This is a genomic window from Oerskovia sp. NPDC056781 (genome assembly GCF_042789955.1).
Taxonomy (GTDB): Bacteria; Actinomycetota; Actinomycetes; order Actinomycetales; family Cellulomonadaceae; genus Oerskovia; species Oerskovia rustica.
This window is the reverse complement of the sequence record NZ_JBHUAD010000016.1, coordinates 14326-32387: the sequence shown is the minus strand read 5'-3', so window position 1 is coordinate 32387 and position 18062 is coordinate 14326. Positions and strand designations below refer to the sequence as shown.

The 18062-nt window shown below is 73.1% G+C and carries 16 protein-coding genes and 1 riboswitch; of the genes, 7 read left to right on the top strand and 9 right to left on the bottom strand.

From position 1 onward, the window contains the following. A partial coding sequence (locus tag ACFRCR_RS02915; RefSeq protein WP_377675439.1) for an acetyl-CoA C-acyltransferase occupies nucleotides 1-1180 on the bottom strand: 1180 nt, incomplete at its 3' end. Nucleotides 1181-1348: 168 nt separating this feature from the next. Beyond that, entirely contained in the window at nucleotides 1349-2593 is a 1245-nt protein-coding gene (locus ACFRCR_RS02910; protein WP_377675443.1) for an acyl-CoA dehydrogenase family protein, read from the bottom strand. A 205-nt stretch (nucleotides 2594-2798) separates the two neighbouring features. Here ACFRCR_RS02910 and ACFRCR_RS02905 point away from each other — a divergent pair, with 205 nt between their 5' ends. From ACFRCR_RS02905 to ACFRCR_RS02890, 4 genes are all read left to right on the top strand, one after another. Continuing rightward, nucleotides 2799-4238: an MFS transporter gene (locus ACFRCR_RS02905; RefSeq protein ID WP_377675437.1), complete on the top strand. Its 1440-nt coding sequence runs from the start codon at nucleotides 2799-2801 to the stop codon at nucleotides 4236-4238. A gap of 58 nt (nucleotides 4239-4296) precedes the next feature. Next, nucleotides 4297-5271, top strand: coding sequence for a nucleoside hydrolase (locus ACFRCR_RS02900; RefSeq protein WP_377675435.1), 975 nt, complete (start codon nucleotides 4297-4299; stop codon nucleotides 5269-5271). A gap of 132 nt (nucleotides 5272-5403) precedes the next feature. Further along, complete coding sequence (locus ACFRCR_RS02895; protein WP_377675433.1) at nucleotides 5404-6195, top strand: GntR family transcriptional regulator; 792 nt, start codon at nucleotides 5404-5406, stop codon at nucleotides 6193-6195. A gap of 24 nt (nucleotides 6196-6219) precedes the next feature. Beyond that, nucleotides 6220-7080: a ribokinase gene (locus tag ACFRCR_RS02890; RefSeq protein WP_377675432.1), complete on the top strand. Its 861-nt coding sequence runs from the start codon at nucleotides 6220-6222 to the stop codon at nucleotides 7078-7080. A gap of 55 nt (nucleotides 7081-7135) precedes the next feature. On the opposite strand, the gene ACFRCR_RS02885 is transcribed toward ACFRCR_RS02890, so the two are convergent. The 3 genes from ACFRCR_RS02885 to ACFRCR_RS02875 all read right to left on the bottom strand — a co-directional run bounded on the left by ACFRCR_RS02885 (nucleotide 7136) and on the right by ACFRCR_RS02875 (nucleotide 9616). Continuing rightward, nucleotides 7136-7558 carry a VOC family protein gene (locus ACFRCR_RS02885; RefSeq protein ID WP_377675430.1) on the bottom strand — a complete coding sequence of 141 codons (423 nt, stop codon included), beginning with the start codon at nucleotides 7556-7558 and terminating at the stop codon, nucleotides 7136-7138. A 167-nt stretch (nucleotides 7559-7725) separates the two neighbouring features. Further along, nucleotides 7726-8457: a nicotinamide riboside transporter PnuC gene (pnuC, locus tag ACFRCR_RS02880; protein ID WP_377675428.1), complete on the bottom strand. Its 732-nt coding sequence runs from the start codon at nucleotides 8455-8457 to the stop codon at nucleotides 7726-7728. Between the two features lie 171 nt (nucleotides 8458-8628). Then, nucleotides 8629-8754: riboswitch (FMN riboswitch) on the bottom strand. 94 nt (nucleotides 8755-8848) lie between these two features. Then, entirely contained in the window at nucleotides 8849-9616 is a 768-nt protein-coding gene (locus ACFRCR_RS02875) for a helix-turn-helix domain-containing protein (protein ID WP_377675427.1), read from the bottom strand. Nucleotides 9617-9784: 168 nt separating this feature from the next. Here ACFRCR_RS02875 and ACFRCR_RS02870 point away from each other — a divergent pair, with 168 nt between their 5' ends. Further along, nucleotides 9785-10378, top strand: coding sequence for a hypothetical protein (locus ACFRCR_RS02870; protein ID WP_377675425.1), 594 nt, complete (start codon nucleotides 9785-9787; stop codon nucleotides 10376-10378). A 155-nt stretch (nucleotides 10379-10533) separates the two neighbouring features. On the opposite strand, the gene ACFRCR_RS02865 is transcribed toward ACFRCR_RS02870, so the two are convergent. The 4 genes from ACFRCR_RS02865 to ACFRCR_RS02850 all read right to left on the bottom strand — a co-directional run bounded on the left by ACFRCR_RS02865 (nucleotide 10534) and on the right by ACFRCR_RS02850 (nucleotide 13804). Next, nucleotides 10534-11181 (bottom strand): DUF1684 domain-containing protein, encoded by a 648-nt coding sequence (locus ACFRCR_RS02865; RefSeq protein ID WP_377675424.1) that lies wholly within the window; start codon nucleotides 11179-11181, stop codon nucleotides 10534-10536. Nucleotides 11182-11307: 126 nt separating this feature from the next. Continuing rightward, entirely contained in the window at nucleotides 11308-12123 is an 816-nt protein-coding gene (locus ACFRCR_RS02860) for a CPBP family intramembrane glutamic endopeptidase (protein ID WP_377675422.1), read from the bottom strand. Between the two features lie 90 nt (nucleotides 12124-12213). After that, nucleotides 12214-12552, bottom strand: a complete 339-nt coding sequence (locus ACFRCR_RS02855) for a hypothetical protein (RefSeq protein ID WP_377675420.1) — start codon at nucleotides 12550-12552, stop codon at nucleotides 12214-12216. A gap of 58 nt (nucleotides 12553-12610) precedes the next feature. Continuing rightward, complete coding sequence (locus ACFRCR_RS02850) at nucleotides 12611-13804, bottom strand: class I SAM-dependent methyltransferase (protein ID WP_377675418.1); 1194 nt, start codon at nucleotides 13802-13804, stop codon at nucleotides 12611-12613. A 108-nt stretch (nucleotides 13805-13912) separates the two neighbouring features. Here ACFRCR_RS02850 and ACFRCR_RS02845 point away from each other — a divergent pair, with 108 nt between their 5' ends. Together ACFRCR_RS02845 and ACFRCR_RS02840 are read left to right on the top strand one after the other, a co-directional pair. Continuing rightward, complete coding sequence (locus ACFRCR_RS02845; protein ID WP_377675416.1) at nucleotides 13913-15391, top strand: 3' terminal RNA ribose 2'-O-methyltransferase Hen1; 1479 nt, start codon at nucleotides 13913-13915, stop codon at nucleotides 15389-15391. Beyond that, nucleotides 15388-18039: a polynucleotide kinase-phosphatase gene (locus ACFRCR_RS02840; protein WP_377675415.1), complete on the top strand. Its 2652-nt coding sequence runs from the start codon at nucleotides 15388-15390 to the stop codon at nucleotides 18037-18039. The genes ACFRCR_RS02845 and ACFRCR_RS02840 overlap by 4 nt, the downstream gene beginning before the upstream one ends. Nucleotides 18040-18062 lie beyond the last annotated feature (23 nt).

The following is an 18062-nucleotide window of genomic DNA, read 5'->3' as shown; positions in this document are numbered from 1 at the left end:
GGATCAACGCGTCGCCCTGGCCGCCGCCGCCGCACAGCGCGGCGGCGCCCACGCCGCCCCCGCGGCGCTGGAGGGCGAGGGCCAGGTGCAGGGCCAGGCGGGCGCCCGAGGCGCCGACCGGGTGGCCCAGAGCGATCGCGCCGCCGTCGGCGTTGACGACCACGGGGTCGATCCCGAGGTCGGCGACCGACTGGAGCGCGACGGCCGCGAAGGCCTCGTTGATCTCGACGAGGTCGAGCTCGTCGGCCTTCATGCCCTCGCGCTCGAGCGCACGGGTGATCGCACGCGCAGGCTGGGAGTGCAACGAGTTGTCGGGGCCCGCGACCTGGCCGGCGGACCCGATCTCGGCGAGCCAGGTGAGGCCGCGCGAGACCGCGAACGCCTTGCTGACGACGACGACCGCCGCGGCGCCGTCGGACAGCGGGGACGACGAACCGGCCGTGATGGTGCCGTCCTTCACGAACGCGGGACGCAGGCCCGCGAGGGCCTCGACCGTGGTGCCGGGACGGATGCCCTCGTCCTCGGCGACGACGACGGGCTCGCCCTTGCGCTGCTGGACCGTGACGGGCGCGATCTCCTCGGTCAGGCGACCCTCGGCGCGGGCCGCGGCGGCGAGGGCGTGCGAGCGGGCCGCGTACGCGTCCTGCTCGGCGCGGCCGATGCCGCGCGTCGCGCACCCGCGGTCGGTGGCCTCGCCCATGATCTGGCCGTCGAACGGGTCGCGCAGGCCGTCGTGCGTGAGCGAGTCCGCCATGGTCACGTCGCCGAAGGCGAAGCCCTTGCGCGACCCCAGCACGAGGTGCGGCGCGTTCGTCATGGACTCCTGGCCGCCCGCGACCACGACCGACGCCTCGCCCGTGCGGATCAGGCGTGCCGCGTCGATGATCGCGGTCAGGCCCGACAGGCACAGCTTGTTGATCGTGACGGTCGGTACGTCCCAGCCGATCCCGGCCGCGATCGCTGCCTGGCGGGCCGGGCCCTGACCGCCGCCCGCCTGGATGACCTGGCCCATGATGACGGCGTCGACGTCGGTCGCCTCGATCCCGGCGGCGTCGAGCGCGCCGTGGATCGCGTGCGCGCCCAGCTCGTTCGCGGACAGCGACGCGAGCGCGCCCTGGAAGCGCGTGAACGGCGTGCGCGCGCCGTGCAGGAGGACGGGGACGTGGGCGTCGTTGCTCATGAGGTGCTCCGTGGGAAGGGTTGTGGCCCGGCGCCGCGTGTCAGGTGGTACGAGGAGGTGCCAAGGGGAAGCTGGCTGCGGCGCCGGGTGGTCTGTGGGCGAGCGACCGTGGGGCGGCTCGCGAGAGGTGCGGCGCTCCCGGTACGGGGGAGCGCCGCCGGTGAGGGGCTACGCGAACGCGGAGACGCCCGTGATGTCGCGGCCCACGATGAGTGCCTGCACGCTCTCGGTGCCTTCGTAGGTGTGCAGGGCCTCGACGTCCGCGAAGTGCCGCGCGACGCGGTTCGCGAGCAGGATGCCGTTGCCGCCGAGCATGTCGCGCGCGCTCGCCGCGATCTCGCGTGCGCCGCGCGTGCACGTGTACTTGGCGATTGACGCCTGCGGGCCGCTCAGCGTGCCCGCCTCGTCGAGGCGCGTCATCTGCGCGACGAGGAGCTGCATCTGGGTGAGGGTCGAGAGCATGCGGGTCAGGCGCTCCTGGACCATCTGGTTGGCGGCCAGCGGGCGCCCGAACTGGACGCGCTGCTTCGCGTAGGCGACGGCCGTCTCGTAGCACGCGGTCGCGTGCCCGACGGCGGACCACGCGACCCCGAGACGCGTCGCCTGGAGCACCCGGCCGGTGTCCTTGAACGACCGACCGCCCGGGAGCATGGCCGAGGCCGGGACGAACACGTCGGTCAGGACGATGTGAGCCTGCCAGATCGCGCGCAGCGAGACCTTGCCCTCGATGGTCGTGGCCGCGTAGCCCGGGGTGTCCTGGGGGACGAGGAACCCGTGGACCTGGTTGTCGCCGTCGTCGCCGACGAGACGCGCCCAGAGGACGGTGACGTCACCGCACGACCCGAAGCCGATCCACTTCTTCTCGCCGTCGATCACGTAGCCCTCGACGCCGTCGCGGGTCTCGCGGCGGGCCGTGGTCTCGAGCGAGACCGAGTCGGAGCCGTGCGTGGGCTCGGTCAGGGCGAACGCGCCGAGCTTCTCGCCGCGTGCGAGGGGGCCGAGCCACTCGGCCTTCTGCTCGTCCGAGCCGAGGAGCTGGATCGAGCGGAGCGCGAGGCCGCCCTGGACGCCGCAGATCGTGGCGACCGAGCCGTCACCGCGCGACATCTCCATCTCGGCGAGGCCCGCTCCCATGAGGCTGATCGGGGGGGAGCCGGGGACGTCGACGCCGTCGCGCAGGAAGTCGAGCTCACCCATGCGCTTGGCGAGGCCGAACGGGACCTCTGCGCGCTCCCAGTACCCGTCGATCACGGGCAGGACCTCGTCCTGGACGAACGTGCGGACCCGCTGCTGGAGGTCGCGGTCGGCGGGGGTCGCGTCCGAGAACGCGCCGGCGTAGTCGACGTCGAGGGGCTGCGACAGGTCGTAGTCCGGCTCGGTCACGTTGCGGCGGACGGGGTTCTCGATCGTCATGGGGGTGCTCCCGGGCTCGGGCCGGACGTCGGTGTCGGGCGATGCTCCCATGGTGCTTGATATCGCGTCTCAGGTCAAGAGACGGGGTATCAAAGGGGTGTCCTTGACCTGTCCGGCAGGGAGGTATAACGTCAGCGTTACTTGTTATACAACCTCTCGTCGTCGGCTACGGTGCCGACGACCGGTCGCAGACGAAGGAGTTCTCGTGACTGAAGTACGAACGGCCGGCGCGCAACGCAGCGCCCAGGACCTGACCCCCTCCGGGGGAGTCCCGCTCACCGGACGCAAGGCGGTGGCGCTCGTCGCGGTCCTGCTGCTGGGCGTCCTGGCCTTCCAGCTCAACGCGAGCATGGTGACCCCGGCGCTCCCGCACATGGCGGTCGAGCTCGGTGTCTCGGCGAGCCAGATCGCGCAGGTGTCCTCGCTCTTCTTCCTCGCCGGCTCGGTCGCCGGGATGGTCCTGGCGCGATGGGCCGACTTCATCGGTCGGCGGCGCGTGCTCGTCATCGTCCTGTGCGTGCTGGCCGTGGGCACGCTGCTGTGCCTGTTCGCCCCGAGCCTTCCCGTCCTCCTCGTCGGGCGCGTCCTGCAGGGCGCCTCGGCCGCGACGTTCCAGCTCGCCTACGTGATCCTCAGCGAGGCGATGGCCGTGAAGGTCTTCGGCGTCACGCTCGGCATCATCACCGCGGTCAACGGGGGCGTCGGAGGCATCGACGGCTGGGTCGGCGGGCTGCTGACCGACGCCTACGGCTACCGGTCGATCTTCCTCGTGGTGCTCGTCGTGGGCCTCGTGGGCCTCGTCGGTGTCCTGGCCGTGGTGCCCAAGGTCGACCCGCCGCGTGCCGAGAAGGGGTCGATGGACTGGGCCGGCGCCGCCGCGCTGTCCGTCGGTCTGATCGGCATGACGTACTTCGTCTCGCAGGGGTCGGCGCTCGGTTGGCTGTCGCCCGTGGCGCTCGCGTTCCTGGCGGTCACCGCGGTCGCGCTCGGCGTCTTCTGGCGCCTCGAGAAGCGCCACGCATCCCCGCTCATCGCGGTGCAGCACCTGCGCTCGCGCCAGGTCTGGCCGCTGATCGCGACGACGACGCTCGCGCTCGCGGGGATCTTCGCGGTGATCAACTTCAGCGTCGTCCTCCTGAGCCAGGGCGGTGCGCCCGGCTTCGAGATGACCGCTTCCCGCTCGGCCCTGGTCTACCTCATGCCGGCTGCGCTCATCGGGGTCGTGACCGCGCCCGTGGCGGGCTGGCTAGCAGGACGCTTCGGGTGGATCAAGGTGCTGCGCGTCGGGATGACCATCAGCCTCGTGGTGCTCGCGGTCGTCGCGACGCTGACCTTCAACCCGTGGGTCGTCGCCGCGATGGTCGCCGTCCTGGGCGTCAGCTACAACGGACTGGTCCTGACGACCGTCAACGGGTTGGGAGTCCTCCTCTCGCCGCGGGAGGCCCCGTCCGCGCTCCCCGGGCTGAACGGTGCCTCCTTCGGACTCGGAGCGAGCATCGGCATCGGCGTCGTCGCCCCCTTCATCGCACGCGGCACGAGCGCCGGCTACACGACCGGCCTGTGGATCTCGGTCGGCATCACGGCCCTCGCGCTGGTCGCGTCGTGGTTCATCGCCCCGCGCCCCGAGGCGGACGCACCCGCATGATCGTCCGCACCGCGTCCCGCCACGTCCCCGACCCCTCGACCCCCCGACCGGAGAACTCATGAACCCCCCCCGCCAACCCCTCTACCTGGACTGCGACACGGGCGTCGACGACACCCTCGCCCTGGCCTATCTGCTCGCCTCGCCGGAGATCGACCTCGTGGGCGTCGGCACCGTGAGCGGGAACGTCGCCGCGGCCCAGGCCGCCCGCAACACGCTCGACCTCCTGGACCTCGCCGGTCGTCCGGACGTCCCCGTCGCGCTCGGCGCCCACGACCGGCTGACGAGCACCTACGGCGGAGGGGTCCCGCACATCCACGGGCACAACGGGGTCGGCGACGTCGACCTCCCGCCGTCGCAGCGCCAGGTCGAGGGGCAGGACGCCGCCGCCTTCCTCGTGGACCTGGCCCGGGCGCACGAGGGCCGTCTCCGGATCGTCGCCGTCGGCCCGCTGACCAACCTGGCGAGGGCTCTCGAGCTCGAGCCGGCGCTGCCGGGCATGGTGCGCGAGGTGACGATCATGGGTGGGGCCGCGCTGGTCCCCGGGAACGTCAGTGCGGTGGCCGAGGCGAACGTCGCGGGGGACCCCGAGGCCGCGGCCCTCGTGCTCTCGGCACCGTGGGACGTCACGCTCGTGCCGCTGGACGTCACCATGGAGAACACCTTCGAGGAGGAGCACCGGCAGGCTCTGCTCACGTCGGGCGACCCGTTCGTGGAGACCGTCGGACGCATCCTCGACGTCTACTTCGACTTCCACGTCCCCGAGCTCGGTCGGCGCGCGTCCGCCCTGCACGACCCGCTCGCGGCGGCCGTCGCCGTCGGAGGTGTGGTTGCGTCGTCGGCCCCTCGCGTGCCCGTCGTGGTCGACGCGACCGGCGGGCCCGGCCGCGGGCAGACCCTCTGCGACCTGCGCGGACAACGGCTCGGCCAGGTCGACCACCCGGGAGCACGGGTCCGGGTCGTGCTCTCGACGAGCGAGCCGCTCGCCCCGCACCTCGTCGACCGACTGCTCCAGCACGCGAGCGTGTCCGCCTGAGCGCACGGCACCACGTGCGTGCGTGGCCCTGCGGGGCCGCGCACGCACGGGCCGGTACCCCCGCACGGGCTCGGCACGTCCGCGCACCACTAACCTGGCGAGGACGCCGACTCCTGCCGCTGGAAGGACACCATGACCACGACCGACACCCCCGAGGCCTTCGCGCGACCGGTCACGGCGGCTCCCGGACAACCTCTTCGCGTCGCGGTCTACTCACGGCTCGCGGACGCCATCCGGTCCTCCGAGTTCACGCTCGGCTCGCTGCTGCCGAGCGAGACCGAGCTCGGGACGATGCTCGGCGTGAGCCGGACCGTCGTCCGGGAGGCCCTCATGCTGCTCGAGGAGGACGGCCTGATCGTGACGCGCCGAGGTGTCGGACGGACGGTCGTCAACAGGCTGCCGAGCGTCGGGCTGGAGCGTCTGCGGACCTTCGAGCAGGTCCTGTCGACGTTCGACGAACCCGTGCGCATCGCGACCCACGAGTTCGGGCTCCAGCCCACGACCGACTTCACGTCGCGAAAGCTGGACGTGGACGCCGCGGCGAACATGTGGTTCCGGGAGTCGGTCGCCTATCGAGGAACCGACCCGGTCGCGATCATCCAGGAGCACCTCCCGGCCGGCCGCTACCTCTCCGACGTGTCCAGAGAGCTCGCGGCGCGCGTCGAGGGCTACGCCGAGCGGGAGGGCACGTTGCTGCGGCTCATGGTCGCGGACCTCGGCCCCGTCTTCGAAGCGGCTGAGTGCGACGTCGCGGTCGGGACGGTCGGGGCCACCCGAGGGCAGCTCCTCGGCCTCAAGGCCAAGGACCCCGTGCTCGTCCTGACCCAGACCGCCCAGCTCTCGGGCACCCCCGCCTATCTCGCCAAGGTCGTCGTGTCGCCGGCGGCGGGGCCGCTCGCGATCGTCCAGACGTCCACCGCCTGACCCCCACCCTTCGAAGGAGCTCTCGTGCCGACCGCACCCGCGTTGCCCCGGATCCTCGTCCTCGGCAGCATCAACCACGACGTCACGGCACGTACCGACCGTCTCCCCGGGCCCGGGGAGACGGTCGGCGGCGGCGTGCTGTCCGCCCAGCCAGGAGGCAAGGGCGCGAACCAGGCCGTCGCGGCGGCCCGGCTCGGGGCGCCCACCCGCATGGTCGGGGCGGTCGGCACGGACGACGCCGGCCAGGGACTCGTCACGGCGCTCGCGGAGGCAGGGGTGGGGACCGACGACGTCGCGCACGTCAGCGCCCCCACGGGGACGGCGCTCATCGTGGTCGACGCCGCGGGGGAGAACCAGATCGCGGTCTGCGCGGGAGCCAACGGCGACGTCCGCCTGCCGTCGTCGGGGTTCGGCGGTTCCGACGTCCTCCTCGCACAGCTCGAGATCCCGCTCGACGTCGTCGTCGCAGCTGCGAGGGCCTTCCCCGGTTACGTCGCGCTCAACGCCGCGCCGGCGCGCACCCTGCCCAGCGAGCTGATCGCCCGTGCGGACCTCGTCATCGTCAACGAGACCGAGTACGCGGCGATGCCGGAGGTGGCGTCGGCGCGGCGGGTGGTGGTCACCTACGGCGGCGACGGGGCGGCCCTGGTCGAGCACGGGGTGGAGACGCTCCGGGTGCCGGCCTACCGCACCGAGGTCGTGAACAGCGTCGGGGCGGGGGACGCCTTCTGCGCCGCCCTGACCCTCTCCCTCGCTGCGGGCCTGCCCACGGACCACTCGTTGCGTCTCGCGTCGGCCGTCGGGTCGGACGCCGTCTCGCACGAGGCGTCGCAGCCGCCCTTGAGGTCGTGGGACGACTACCGCCGCCGCACGTCCGCGGGGTGAGGTGTGCGCGCGGCGCAGGGCGCGCGAGCAGCCTCGGTCTCGCGTGGGTGGGACGTCAGCCCTGCGCGGCCGCGATGTTGACGAGCCAGCTCACACCGAACCGGTCGACGCACATGCCGAACGCGTCACCCCACGGCGCGACCTCGAGCGGCACGGTCACGTTGCCGCTCGACGACAGCTTGTCCCAGTAGCCGCGCAGCTCGGCGTCGTCGGCCTGCTCCCCGCTGAGCGACACCGAGATGCTGGAGCCCGACGAGTACTCCATCGAGCTCGGGGTGTCGGCGGCCATGAGCACCAGGCCGTTCGGCGCCTCGAGCTGGGAGTGCATGACCTTGTCCGCGTCGGCCGGGTCGTCCGCCGCCTGGAAGTCGGCGAACGTGCTGATCGTCAGCTCGCCGCCGAACACGTCGCGGTAGAACTCGATCGCTGCACGGGCGTCGTCCCGGAAGTTCAGGTACGGGTTGAGTCGAGTCGTCATGGTGTCGCCTTCTCCGTCGCAATCGTCCGCGTTGCCGCGTCGTCCCCGGCTACGGCCTGCCATCGGGCCTGGACGGCCCGGACGTGGTGCGCCCCGCGCGAGCAGGGGCGCACCTTCGAGTATCCGCCCGGACCACCGGGACGCAAGAGGTGGCGCGTCGGGCCTGATCAGGCCTGCCCGCTGGGCGTGGCGGTGGGAGACGCGGTAGCGGAGGTGCCCGCGAGGAGCAGGGCCTTCGAGCGCCGGTCGATGCGCCACCACACGAAGAACCCCACGAGCGTGAACGCCCCGTAGAACACGTACATGAACGCCGACGCGTAGAACCCGGCGTCGATCAGCAGGGGCACGCCCACGACGTCGACCGCGACCCAGATCAGCCAGAACTCGACCCAGCCCTTGGCCATGCCGTACGTCGCGAGCAGCGAGCCCATGAAGATCCACGCGTCGGCCCACACGGGCTCGTACGACTCCAGGGCGCGGAAGATCGGGGTCAGGAGCGCTGTCCCGGCCACGAGCGCGACGACCAGGAAGGCACGCTGTCGCCACGAGGCCCAGCGCGGCTCGACCGCCACGCCGTGGCTGTCGGCGTCCGCGTCGCCGAGGCGGTCGCGCGTCCGGCGCCACTGCACCCACCCGTACACCGACACGACGACGAACATGACCTGCCGCCCGGCCTGGCCGAGCAGGTTGACGGGGTTGGGCGTCGCGAACACGGCCCCGAGGAACACCGTGAGCAGCAGGAGGTTCCCGACGATCCCCACGGGCCACGCCCAGATCTTGCGGCGCATGCCGCCGAGCGCGGACGCCAGCCCGAACCCGTTGCCCACGATCTCGCGCCACAGCAGGTGCTGGTCGCCGATCGTGAGCTGCGCGTCGAAGAGCGCGTGGATCAGGTCCATGGGGTGTTTCCTCGTCGTCCCGGGCGCGACGGCTCCGGGGTGAGGGCGGGCGGCGGGTCGGGGCCCTGTCCGGGCGGCCCGACGGCGTCGCGCACCACGACGGACCGGTCCCGTCGGTCTCGATGGGGCTCGACGGATCGTCGTGCCCGACCAGGCCGGGACGGCCGCGCCGCACGTGCTTCCTCCCATCCGGACTTTCACCGTCGGTCCTGGAGTTCCACCAGGTCAACCGCGCGTGGGCGCGGGTCGCGGACTGTCACCGCCGGCTCGGAATTGCACCGACCCCGGAGCACGTTCGTGCGTACTGCTTGCTGTGTGCTGCAACCTCTGATGCTACTCGCGCATTCCCGGGGCCTTCGCGGGGGCTCGGGCGGTCCGGTCGGGCGGGCGGCTACCTCTCGTCGGCGAGCGCGTCGCGCACGGCCCGAGCGACGTCGTCGGGGTCGGTGTCCGCGTCGAGCACGGTCACGACGACGCGCCGGGCGGGCGTGACGGCACCCGGCGCCCGCACGGGTGACGGGGACGCCGTGGCGGGCTCCGCCGTCGGGCCGACGGGGTTGCGGGCCGCGCGGCGCAGGTCCGCGAACGCCTCCTCGAGCTCGGGGCGCAGGTCCTGGTCGGGGTCGCGCAGCCAGCGGCGCAGGATCGCGTTGTGCACCGCGACGACGGATGCCGCGAACGCGACCGACGCGGTCGAGTTGCGGGTGTCCGCGGGCAGCGAGTCGCGCAGGTAGGACGTGAACGCGCGCTCGTAGCGGTGCGTCGTCACGAGCTCGCGGTCGCGCAGCGCGGGCACGTCCTGCAGGAGGCGGTGCCGCGCGACCGACGTCTCGCGCTGACCCACGTGGTGGTCGAACACGAGCCGCGCCGCCCGGCACACCTCGACGTACGGGTCGACGTTCTCGAGCTCCTCGGGGCTCACGCCGCGTGCCGCGGGACGGGTCTCGCCGAGCAGGACCACGACCGCGTCCAGCAGCAGCTCGTGGTCCGCGAAGACCACGTCCTCCTTGGAGCGGAAACGGCGGAAGAAGGTGGCCCGGCTGATCTGCGCGGCGTCGGCGATGTCCTCGACGGTCGTCTGCTCGTAGCCCTTGCGGGTGAACAGCTCGATCGCCGCGTCCACCGCCTGCGCGTGCGTGTTGCTTCGTGCGGCACTCATGGACGGGACGCTACACGGCGCGCGCGGCAGGGGAGGAGCGGCGAGGGACGGTGGGCGTGCTGCGTTCGTCAGGTGGGCGGCGGGAGGTCAGCGCGCGGGAGGCCCGACGGCGTCGCTACAGTGACGAGAGAGGCGGCGGCAGGCGGGGACGACCGAGAGGCGACGCGGATGACGGACGGCGACGAGGCCGGGACGGGCAGGCCCGACGAGGGACGCGTCGAGGGCGGTGAGGGCGCGGCGCGCTCGTGGAAGAGCGTCGACCACCACGCCCAGCGGGACGCCCTGAGCGACCGGTTCGCTCGCGGCGGCCCCGCGGACTTCCTGTACGGGGCCGTGGTCTCGGGGTTCATGCTCGCGGTCTCCAGCACGCACGACGCGTCGAGCGACTTCGTGATCCTCGCGGTCGCGGGCGTGCTCGTCGGGTACTGGGCCGCGCACGTGTACGTGTCGGCGATCGGCGGCCGCTTCCGCGACTCCGACCACACCATCGCCGAGCGGCTGAGGCTCGCGTCGTCGGAAGAGGTGTGGGTGCTGATCGGCGGGGTGCCGGCGCTCGTGGTCTTCCTGGTGGGGAGGCTGTTCGGGCTGGGCGTCACGGACTCCGCGTTGATCGCGCTGTGGTTCACCGTGCTGATGCTGGGGGTGGTCGGTCACCTCGCGGCGCACCGGGCGGGGGTGCGGGGCTGGGCGCTGACCGCGGAGACTGCCGTCGCGGCGGCGTTCGGGCTGGTCATCATCGGGCTGAAGACGCTGCTCCACTGAGGTGCACTGAGTGCGCTGAGTGCGCTGAGCTCCGGTGGCCGAGGTAGACCCGTACGCGCGAGATAGACCTCCCCGGGGTCTACCTCGGCCGCACGGGTCTACCTCGGCGGGTGGTAGGCCCGTCGACGTGACCCGTCGAGGAGACCGGGCGGCCGCTAGCCCCTGGCCCGCACCAGCTCACCGCACGCCAGCTCGACCGTGAGCGTGTTCCCGGGCGGCGCGAGCGGGCACGCCCACGCCGGGTCGTACGCGCACGACGGGTTGTACGCGAAGTTGAGGTCGACGACCAGGGGCGCGTCGCCGTCGGGCCCCTGACGGGACGACGCGGACCCCAGGTCCGCACCCTTGATCGTGTCCAGCAGGTAGCGCCCGCCGCCGTACGTCGCGGGCGAGGGGTCCTTGACCGGCACGAACAGCCCGCCGCCGTACGACCGCAGCGCCCACACGTCGAGCGACCCCAGGCCCGGGAGGTCGAGGCGCCCGACGCGCTCGAACGGCACCACGCCGTCGGTGCCCGTGGGGACGTCGAGGCGGGCGGCGTCGGAGGTGCCGCGCGCAGGGTCGTTGACGAGCGGCACCTCGAAGCGCAGCGCGGCGTCGTAGGGACCGACCGGGACCCCGGTGAAGCCGGGCCGGTCCTCGGGCAGGATCGGTGACGCCGGGTGCTCGGCCAGGAGGTCGTCGCGCGACGCGACCCAGTACTCGTGCGCGGCCGCGGGGTCGTCGACCGCCAGGTCGCGGACGTGCGCGTACAGGTGCTGGACGCGGCGGCGCCAGTCGACGACGTGCAGCTCGGTGATCATCTGGCCAGGGTGCCAGCCGGGGCGCGCTCCGGCACCCTGTCGAAGGGGACGGGTCTCAGCGGTCGCTGCGACTCCGGATCGGAACAGCAGAAGCAAGGGCCGTCCGACGCAGGACAGGCGAGGCGCTCAGCGCGAGACCTGCCATCGCCGACTCGTCCCGAGTCTGCGGGAAGCCACGACCGATGCGAGGGCAAGGACCACCACTGCCGCATTGGCTGTGAGGGTGCCCGCCCAGGTCGTCGGCGGGATGCCGAGAGTGAAGCTGGCGGCGTTGAACACCGTGTGGCTGAGGATGCACAGGAACACCCCGTTCCTGCCCGACACCCTGAAGATCGCGCCGTAGAGGAAGCGGAACGCCATGATCTGGACCGCGAACATCCAGAAGTCGATCAGGCCGGACTCGTGGTTCGTGCCGGGGATGAAGAAGAGCGGCACGTGCCACAGGAGCCAGACGACCCCGACCACCAGCGAGGACGTGACGAATCCCCACCGTCGGGCGAGCCCGGGCTGCAGCGCGGTCATCCAGCCGGCCTCCTCCATGCCGCCGATGACGAGATTGCCCGGCAGCGACAGGAAGAACATGAACCACGGAACCGCATGCGCGGAAGGACCGGAGACCAACAGGTGGAGCGAGAAGTACACCGCGAGCGCCGAGAAGGCGAACAGGTACCCCGCGGGGCGGCCCCGGGCGGAGAACACGCCCCTCACCCACTCCCAGAGACCCGAGACCTTGCGGTTCGCTCGCAGGACGACGTAGGAGGCGATCGCGGGCGAAAGGATGTAAATCGAGAACGGCACGTTCGCCAGGAGCTCAGGAACCGTCGTGACGACGTTGTGCACCTCGTAGCCGAAGCGGGCCGCCACGATCAGCCCACCGGAGAGCCCATAGGCGATCAGAAAAGTGAGCGCCATGAACTGCCGAGCGATCCGTGCGTCCGTCACCCCGCAACGATATGGCCCGTACCACCGTGCTCCTGGCGGCCCTGGCGGCCCTGGCGGCCCTGGCGGCCCTGGCGGCCCCGGCGGCCCGGCCTAGAAGGTCGGGAAGACCCTCAGCCATCCGAATGCGTAGCGGAACGGGGAGCTCACCCCGGCCCACAGCGCGCGCCACGCCCCTTCACGACCACGGACTGCGCGGACGACGTCGACGACCACCGCGGCCATCAGACCGAGGGCGAACAGGCCGGCGAACGTCCACACGACGGCGTCCGGGAGGTCGAGGAAGACGGCGACGATCGCCGCGACCGCGGTCGGCAGGCCGACCAGCACACCCACGAACGACGACACCGACCCCGTCGTGCGGGGCTCGTCGGGCTCCGCGCGGTTCGTCCTGGCCATCGTCGTCTGCCCCTGGCCCCGGGGCGGCGCCACGGAGCACAGCCTAGGGGAGCGGCCCGCTGCTGAGCGGCGCCCGGCTGCGGGCGGCTGCTCAGTGGTGCAGCCGGTAGAACCGGAAGAAGCTGAACCCCTCGATGGGCAGCACCTCGACGCGCTCGAACCCGGCGTCGAGCGCGTACCGCTCGAGCGTCGCGGGCCGCATGACCGTGCCCGTGCCGACCGACGGCGAGGAAGACAGCCCGTCCGGCAGGCACACGAACTGGCTGAAGCCGTACATGAGCCGCTCCACCTCGTCTCCTGGCGCGGCGAACTCCTCGGCGACGGCCTCGTCCATGACGACCACGGCGCCGTCGGGCAGGACGGCGCGCCGGACCGCGGACAGGACCTCGACCGGGCGCGGCATGTCGTGCATGCACTCGAACGCGAAGGCAGCGTCGAGCGGCACGTCCGCGGGCAGGGTCGCGGCGTCCGCGGCGTGGAACGCCACACGGTCCGCGACGCCCGCGGCCTGCGCGTTCGCGCGGGCCATGTCGATCGACGGGCCGTCGACGTCGTACCCGTCGAACCGGGCCTGCGGGTAGGCGCGCGCGAGCGCGACCGTCGACCACCCCGCCCCGCAGCCCACGTCCGCGACGCGGGCGGTGGGCCGCGACAGCACCGCGTGCAGGTCCGGCGCCCGACCGAGCGCCCCCGCCAGCTCGTGCTCGAACCACGGCCGGTTGAGGTCCGCCTGGGCCTCGCGCGCGTCGGCGCCGAGGCGCCCCCACGACACCCCGCCACCGTCGCGGTACGCGTCGAGGAGCTCGTCGAACGTGCGCCCCACGGCCGCGAACAGTCGCGGCAGCGGCGCCAGGTACGCGAGGCTGTGCTCGTCCGTCAGCACCTCGGCGGGGCCGGGCGGCAGGGCGTAGCGTCGTCGGGCGTCTTCCGGCACGCCCGACGACGAGGCGTCGCCCTCCGCAGGGCCGCGCGCGTCGGGCGCCGCGAGCGCGAGGATCCCCGCGACCGCCTGGCCTTCCAGCCACTCGCGCGCGTACCGCTCCTGCGTCCCCGTCCGGGCCGCGAGCTCGGCCGAGGTCGCGGGGCCGTCGGCCGCGAGCGACCGGTACCAGCCCAGCCGGTCGCCGAGGTACACCGAGAAGACGTCGAGGGCGCCGAGCGCCGACGCGAACAACCGCTCGGCGAACTCGTCGGCTCCCGGCCCCTCGCCCGTCGGGCCGCCGGGGCCGCCGGGGCCGCCGGGGCTGCCAGGTTCGCTGGCCGGGACCTGCGGTGTCGTGGACATGACTGCTCCGTCCGTCGAGGACCCGGCGCTCGCGGTCGTCGTCGACGCGCGGACGCACGGACCACCTCCAGCGTAAATCCGTTGCGCCCCCGTGGGAGCATGCACAGCATGCTGGTCACCTTCACGACGACCGCCGGTTCGCCGGCCGGGTCCGTCGAGCACGGAGCCCTTCTGGACGCGACCGACCTCGGGTACCTGCTGCACAAGCATCCGGCGCGGGCCCAGTCGTTCGACCTGCCCGTCGGCACCGCGCACGTCTTCTACCCCGAGGCCGACGCCGCCCGTTGCACGGTCGCGTTGCTGCTCGAGGTCGACCCCGTGGGGATCGTGCGCAACAAGCGGTTCGGCGGGCGCGACGCCTTCTCCCTGGCCCAGTACGTCAACGACCGCCCCTACGCCGCTTCCTCGATGCTCGCGGTCGCGCTCGGCGCCGTGTTCCGCACCGCGATGACCGGACGCTGCGACGCCCGGCAGGCGCTCGCGGACGGCCCGGTCCCGCTCGAGATCCACGTCCCCGCGCTGCCCTGCCGCGGTGGTGCACGGCTCGCCGAGCGCCTTTTCGAGCCCCTGGGCTGGACGGTCGAGGCGACGCCCGAGCCGCTCGACCCGACCGTGCCCGAGTGGGGCGACTCGCGCTACGTCGACCTGCGCCTGAGCGGTACGGTGCGCCTCGCCGACGCCCTGCACCACCTCTACGTCCTGCTGCCCGTGCTCGACGACGTCAAGCACTACTGGGTCACTGGCGACGAGGTCGACAAGCTGCTGCGCGCCGGCGCGGGGTGGCTCGCCGAGCACCCCGAGCGGGATCAGATCATGCGCCGCTACCTCGCGCACCAGCGCCGGTACGTCGAGGACGCGACCGACCGGCTCGTGACGCTCGACGGCGGCGCGCCACCAGAGGACGGCACCGCCGAGGGGGACGTCCCGGAGACGGGGAGCGACGCCGTCGGGACCGCGGCGCCCACGCTCGCCCGGCAGCGCGCCGAGGCCGTGCTCTCGGCGCTGCACGAGGTCGGGGCGAGCAGCGTCGTCGACCTCGGGTGCGGCGAGGGAGCGCTCCTGCGCCTGCTCGCCGCCGACCGCCGCTTCACGCGCGTGCTCGGCACCGACGTCGCCGCGCGCGAGCTCGAGAAGGCTGCGACCCGCCTGCGCCTGGAGGACGCGAGCGACGCCGAGCGCGAGCGCGTGAGGCTCGTGCAGTCCTCGCTCACGTACCGCGACGAGCGGATCGCGGGCTTCGACGCCGCGGTGCTCATGGAGGTGATCGAGCACGTCGACCCGCCGCGCCTGGGCGCGCTCGAAAGGGTCGTGTTCGCCGAGGCGCGGCCGGGGACGGTCGTCGTCACGACGCCCAACGTCGAGTACAACGCGCTGTACCCGTCGCTCGAGGAACACGGGCACCGGCACGCCGACCACCGCTTCGAGTGGACGCGCGCCGAGCTCCAGGCCTGGGCCGACGGCGTCGCGCACCGCCACGGGTACGCCGTGACGTTCCGCGACGTCGGGCCGCAGGACGTGGGGCCGGGAGCGCTCGGGGCGCCGACCCAGATGGCGCTGTTCACGCGATCGACGGAGGCAGGGGCATGACCGAGCAGCGCGTGGCCAGCGGGGAACCGCGCGTCCTGACCGTCCCCGAGCTCTCGCTCGTGGTGCTCGTCGGGGTGTCAGGGTCCGGGAAGTCGACGTTCGCGCGCGAGCGCTTCGGCCCCTTCGAGGCCGTCTCGTCGGACTTCTGCCGGGGACTCGTCTCGGGGGACGTCAACGACCAGTCGGCCACGGCCGCGGCGTTCGAGGTGCTCGAGACGATCGTGAGCAAGCGCCTGGAGGCCGGGCACCTGACGGTCGTCGACGCGACCAACGTCCAGTCCGCGGCGCGCAAGAACCTCGTCGCGCTCGCGCGGGCGCACGACGTCCTGCCCGTCGCGATCGTGCTCGACGTGCCCGAGTCCGTCGCGATCGCGCGCAACCGGTCCCGCCCCGACCGCGACTTCGGCGACCACGTCGTGAGGCGCCAGCGCCAGGCGCTGCGGTCGTCGCTCAAGGCGCTGAGCCGTGAGGGCTTCCGCAAGGTCCACGTGCTGCGCGGCGTCGACGAGATCGAGCACGCAACGTTCTCCCGCGAGCCGCTGCTCAACGACCTGCGCGCCGAGACCGGGCCGTTCGACGCGATCGGCGACGTGCACGGCTGCCGTGCCGAGCTCGAGACCCTGCTCGCCGAGCTCGGCTACGTGATCGAGCGCGACGACGCCGGCCGCCCCGTCGACGCCGCGCACCCCGAGGGGCGCCGCGCGCTGTTCCTGGGCGACCTCGTCGACCGCGGGCCCGACTCGCCGGGTGTGCTGCGCCTCGTGATGGGCATGGTCCGGGCGGGGCACGCGCTCGCCGTCCCGGGAAACCACGAGCACAAGCTCGTGCGCGCGCTCTCGGGGCGCGACGTGACCGTCAGCCACGGGCTGGAGACGACGCTCGCGCAGCTCGCCGAGGAGCCCGAGGAGTTCCGCAAGGACGTCGAGACGTTCTGCCGCGACCTGGTCTCGCACCTCGTGCTCGACGGCGGCCGGCTCGTGGTCGCGCACGCGGGGCTCAAGGAGTCGTACCACGGGCGCGCGTCGGGCCGGGTGCGCAGCTTCGCGCTCTACGGCGACACGACGGGGGAGACCGACGAGTTCGGGCTGCCCGTGCGCTACCCGTGGGCGAACGAGTACCGCGGCCGGGCCATGGTGCTCTACGGGCACACGCCCACGCCCGAGGCCGAGTGGGTCAACAACACGATGTGCCTCGACACGGGCGTCGTGTTCGGCGGCAAGCTGTCGGCGCTGCGCTACCCGGAGAAGGAGCTCGTGTCGGTGCCCGCGGCCGAGGTCTACTACGAGCCCGCGCGCCCGTTCCTGCCGGACGCCGGTACCGCCGCGGCGGGGGCTGAAGGGGCGCGCCCGCAGCGCGACCCCGACGTCCTCGACGTGACCGACGTGCTCGGCCGGCGCTCGGTCGTCACGGGCACGCGCGGTCGCGTCACGATCCCCGAGGAGAACGCCGCCGGGGCGCTGGAGGTCATGAGCCGGTTCGCGACCGACCCGCGCGCGCTGCTGTACCTGCCGCCGACCATGAGCCCCGTCGCGACGTCGCATCGCCCCGGCTACCTCGAGCACCCCGAGGACGCGTTCGCGGCGTACGCGGGCGACGCCGTCGGGCAGGTCGTGTGCGAGGAGAAGCACATGGGCTCGCGTGCCGTGGTCCTCGTGTGCCGCGAGGCGTACGGGGCCTCGGCCCGGCGCTTCGGGGTCGACGTGCAGCCGGGCGGGCGCGGGGTCGCGCACACGCGCACGGGTCGCCCGCTCTTCTCCGGCCCGACGGCGCAGGCTCTCCTCGAGCACGTCGCGAAGGCCCTCGACGGGGCCGGGGTGTGGGACGAGCTGGGCGCCGACTGGGTCCTGCTCGACGCCGAGATCCTGCCCTGGTCCGCGAAGGCCGACCAGCTCATCCGCGACCAGTACGCGAGCGTCGGGGCCGCGGCCCGGGCCGTCATGCCCGCGGCGCTCGCGGCGCTCGACGCGGCCGTGGCCCGCGGCGTGGGCGTCGAGGACCTGCGGGAACGCACGGCCTCGCGGGCCGAGGACACCGATCGGTACACGCAGGCGTACCGGCGCTACCGCTGGCCCGTGGACGGCCTCGACGGTGTGCAGCTCGCGCCGTTCCAGGTGCTCGCGAGCGGGTCGAGCCTGGGGTCGGGGAGCGGCGCCGCTGCCCAGGTCGGTGCCACCTACGCGACCCGTGACCACCTGTGGCACCTGGGGATCGCCGACCGGCTCGTCGAGGCCGACCCCGTGCTCTTCCGTACGACGCGACGACTCGTGGTCGACCTCGACGACGACGCCTCGCGGGCCCGCGGCGTCCGGTGGTGGGAGGAGATGACCGACGCGGGTGGCGAGGGCATGGTCGTCAAGCCGCTCGCCAACCTGGTGCGCGGCCCCAAGGGGCTCGTCCAGCCGGGGCTCAAGGTCCGCGGCCGCGAGTACCTGCGGATCATCTACGGCCCCGAGTACACCCAGGCGCACCACCTGGAGCGGCTCCGGGTCCGGTCGCTGGGGCGCAAGCAGTCGCTCGCGCTGCGCGAGTACGCGCTGGGGCTCGAAGCCGTCGAGCGCGTGGTCGCGGGCGAGCCGCTGTGGCGGGTCCACGAGGCCGTCTTCGCGGTGCTGGCCCTCGAGTCGGAGCCGGTCGACCCGCGGCTCTAGCGACGTGTCAGAACGGGCATGAC

What these genes read in the sequence shown, in the direction of transcription:
- ACFRCR_RS02910 (WP_377675443.1), bottom strand. Translation starts at nt 2,593, where the DNA reads ATGACGATCGAGAACCCCGTCCGCCGCAACGTGACCGAGCCGGACTAC.
- ACFRCR_RS02900 (WP_377675435.1), top strand. Translation starts at nt 4,297, where the DNA reads ATGAACCCCCCCCGCCAACCCCTCTACCTGGACTGCGACACGGGCGTC.
- ACFRCR_RS02895 (WP_377675433.1), top strand. Translation starts at nt 5,404, where the DNA reads ATGACCACGACCGACACCCCCGAGGCCTTCGCGCGACCGGTCACGGCG.
- ACFRCR_RS02885 (WP_377675430.1), bottom strand. Translation starts at nt 7,558, where the DNA reads ATGACGACTCGACTCAACCCGTACCTGAACTTCCGGGACGACGCCCGT.
- pnuC (WP_377675428.1), bottom strand. Translation starts at nt 8,457, where the DNA reads ATGGACCTGATCCACGCGCTCTTCGACGCGCAGCTCACGATCGGCGAC.
- ACFRCR_RS02875 (WP_377675427.1), bottom strand. Translation starts at nt 9,616, where the DNA reads ATGAGTGCCGCACGAAGCAACACGCACGCGCAGGCGGTGGACGCGGCG.
- ACFRCR_RS02870 (WP_377675425.1), top strand. Translation starts at nt 9,785, where the DNA reads ATGACGGACGGCGACGAGGCCGGGACGGGCAGGCCCGACGAGGGACGC.
- ACFRCR_RS02865 (WP_377675424.1), bottom strand. Translation starts at nt 11,181, where the DNA reads ATGATCACCGAGCTGCACGTCGTCGACTGGCGCCGCCGCGTCCAGCAC.
- ACFRCR_RS02850 (WP_377675418.1), bottom strand. Translation starts at nt 13,804, where the DNA reads ATGTCCACGACACCGCAGGTCCCGGCCAGCGAACCTGGCAGCCCCGGC.
- ACFRCR_RS02845 (WP_377675416.1), top strand. Translation starts at nt 13,913, where the DNA reads ATGCTGGTCACCTTCACGACGACCGCCGGTTCGCCGGCCGGGTCCGTC.
- ACFRCR_RS02840 (WP_377675415.1), top strand. Translation starts at nt 15,388, where the DNA reads ATGACCGAGCAGCGCGTGGCCAGCGGGGAACCGCGCGTCCTGACCGTC.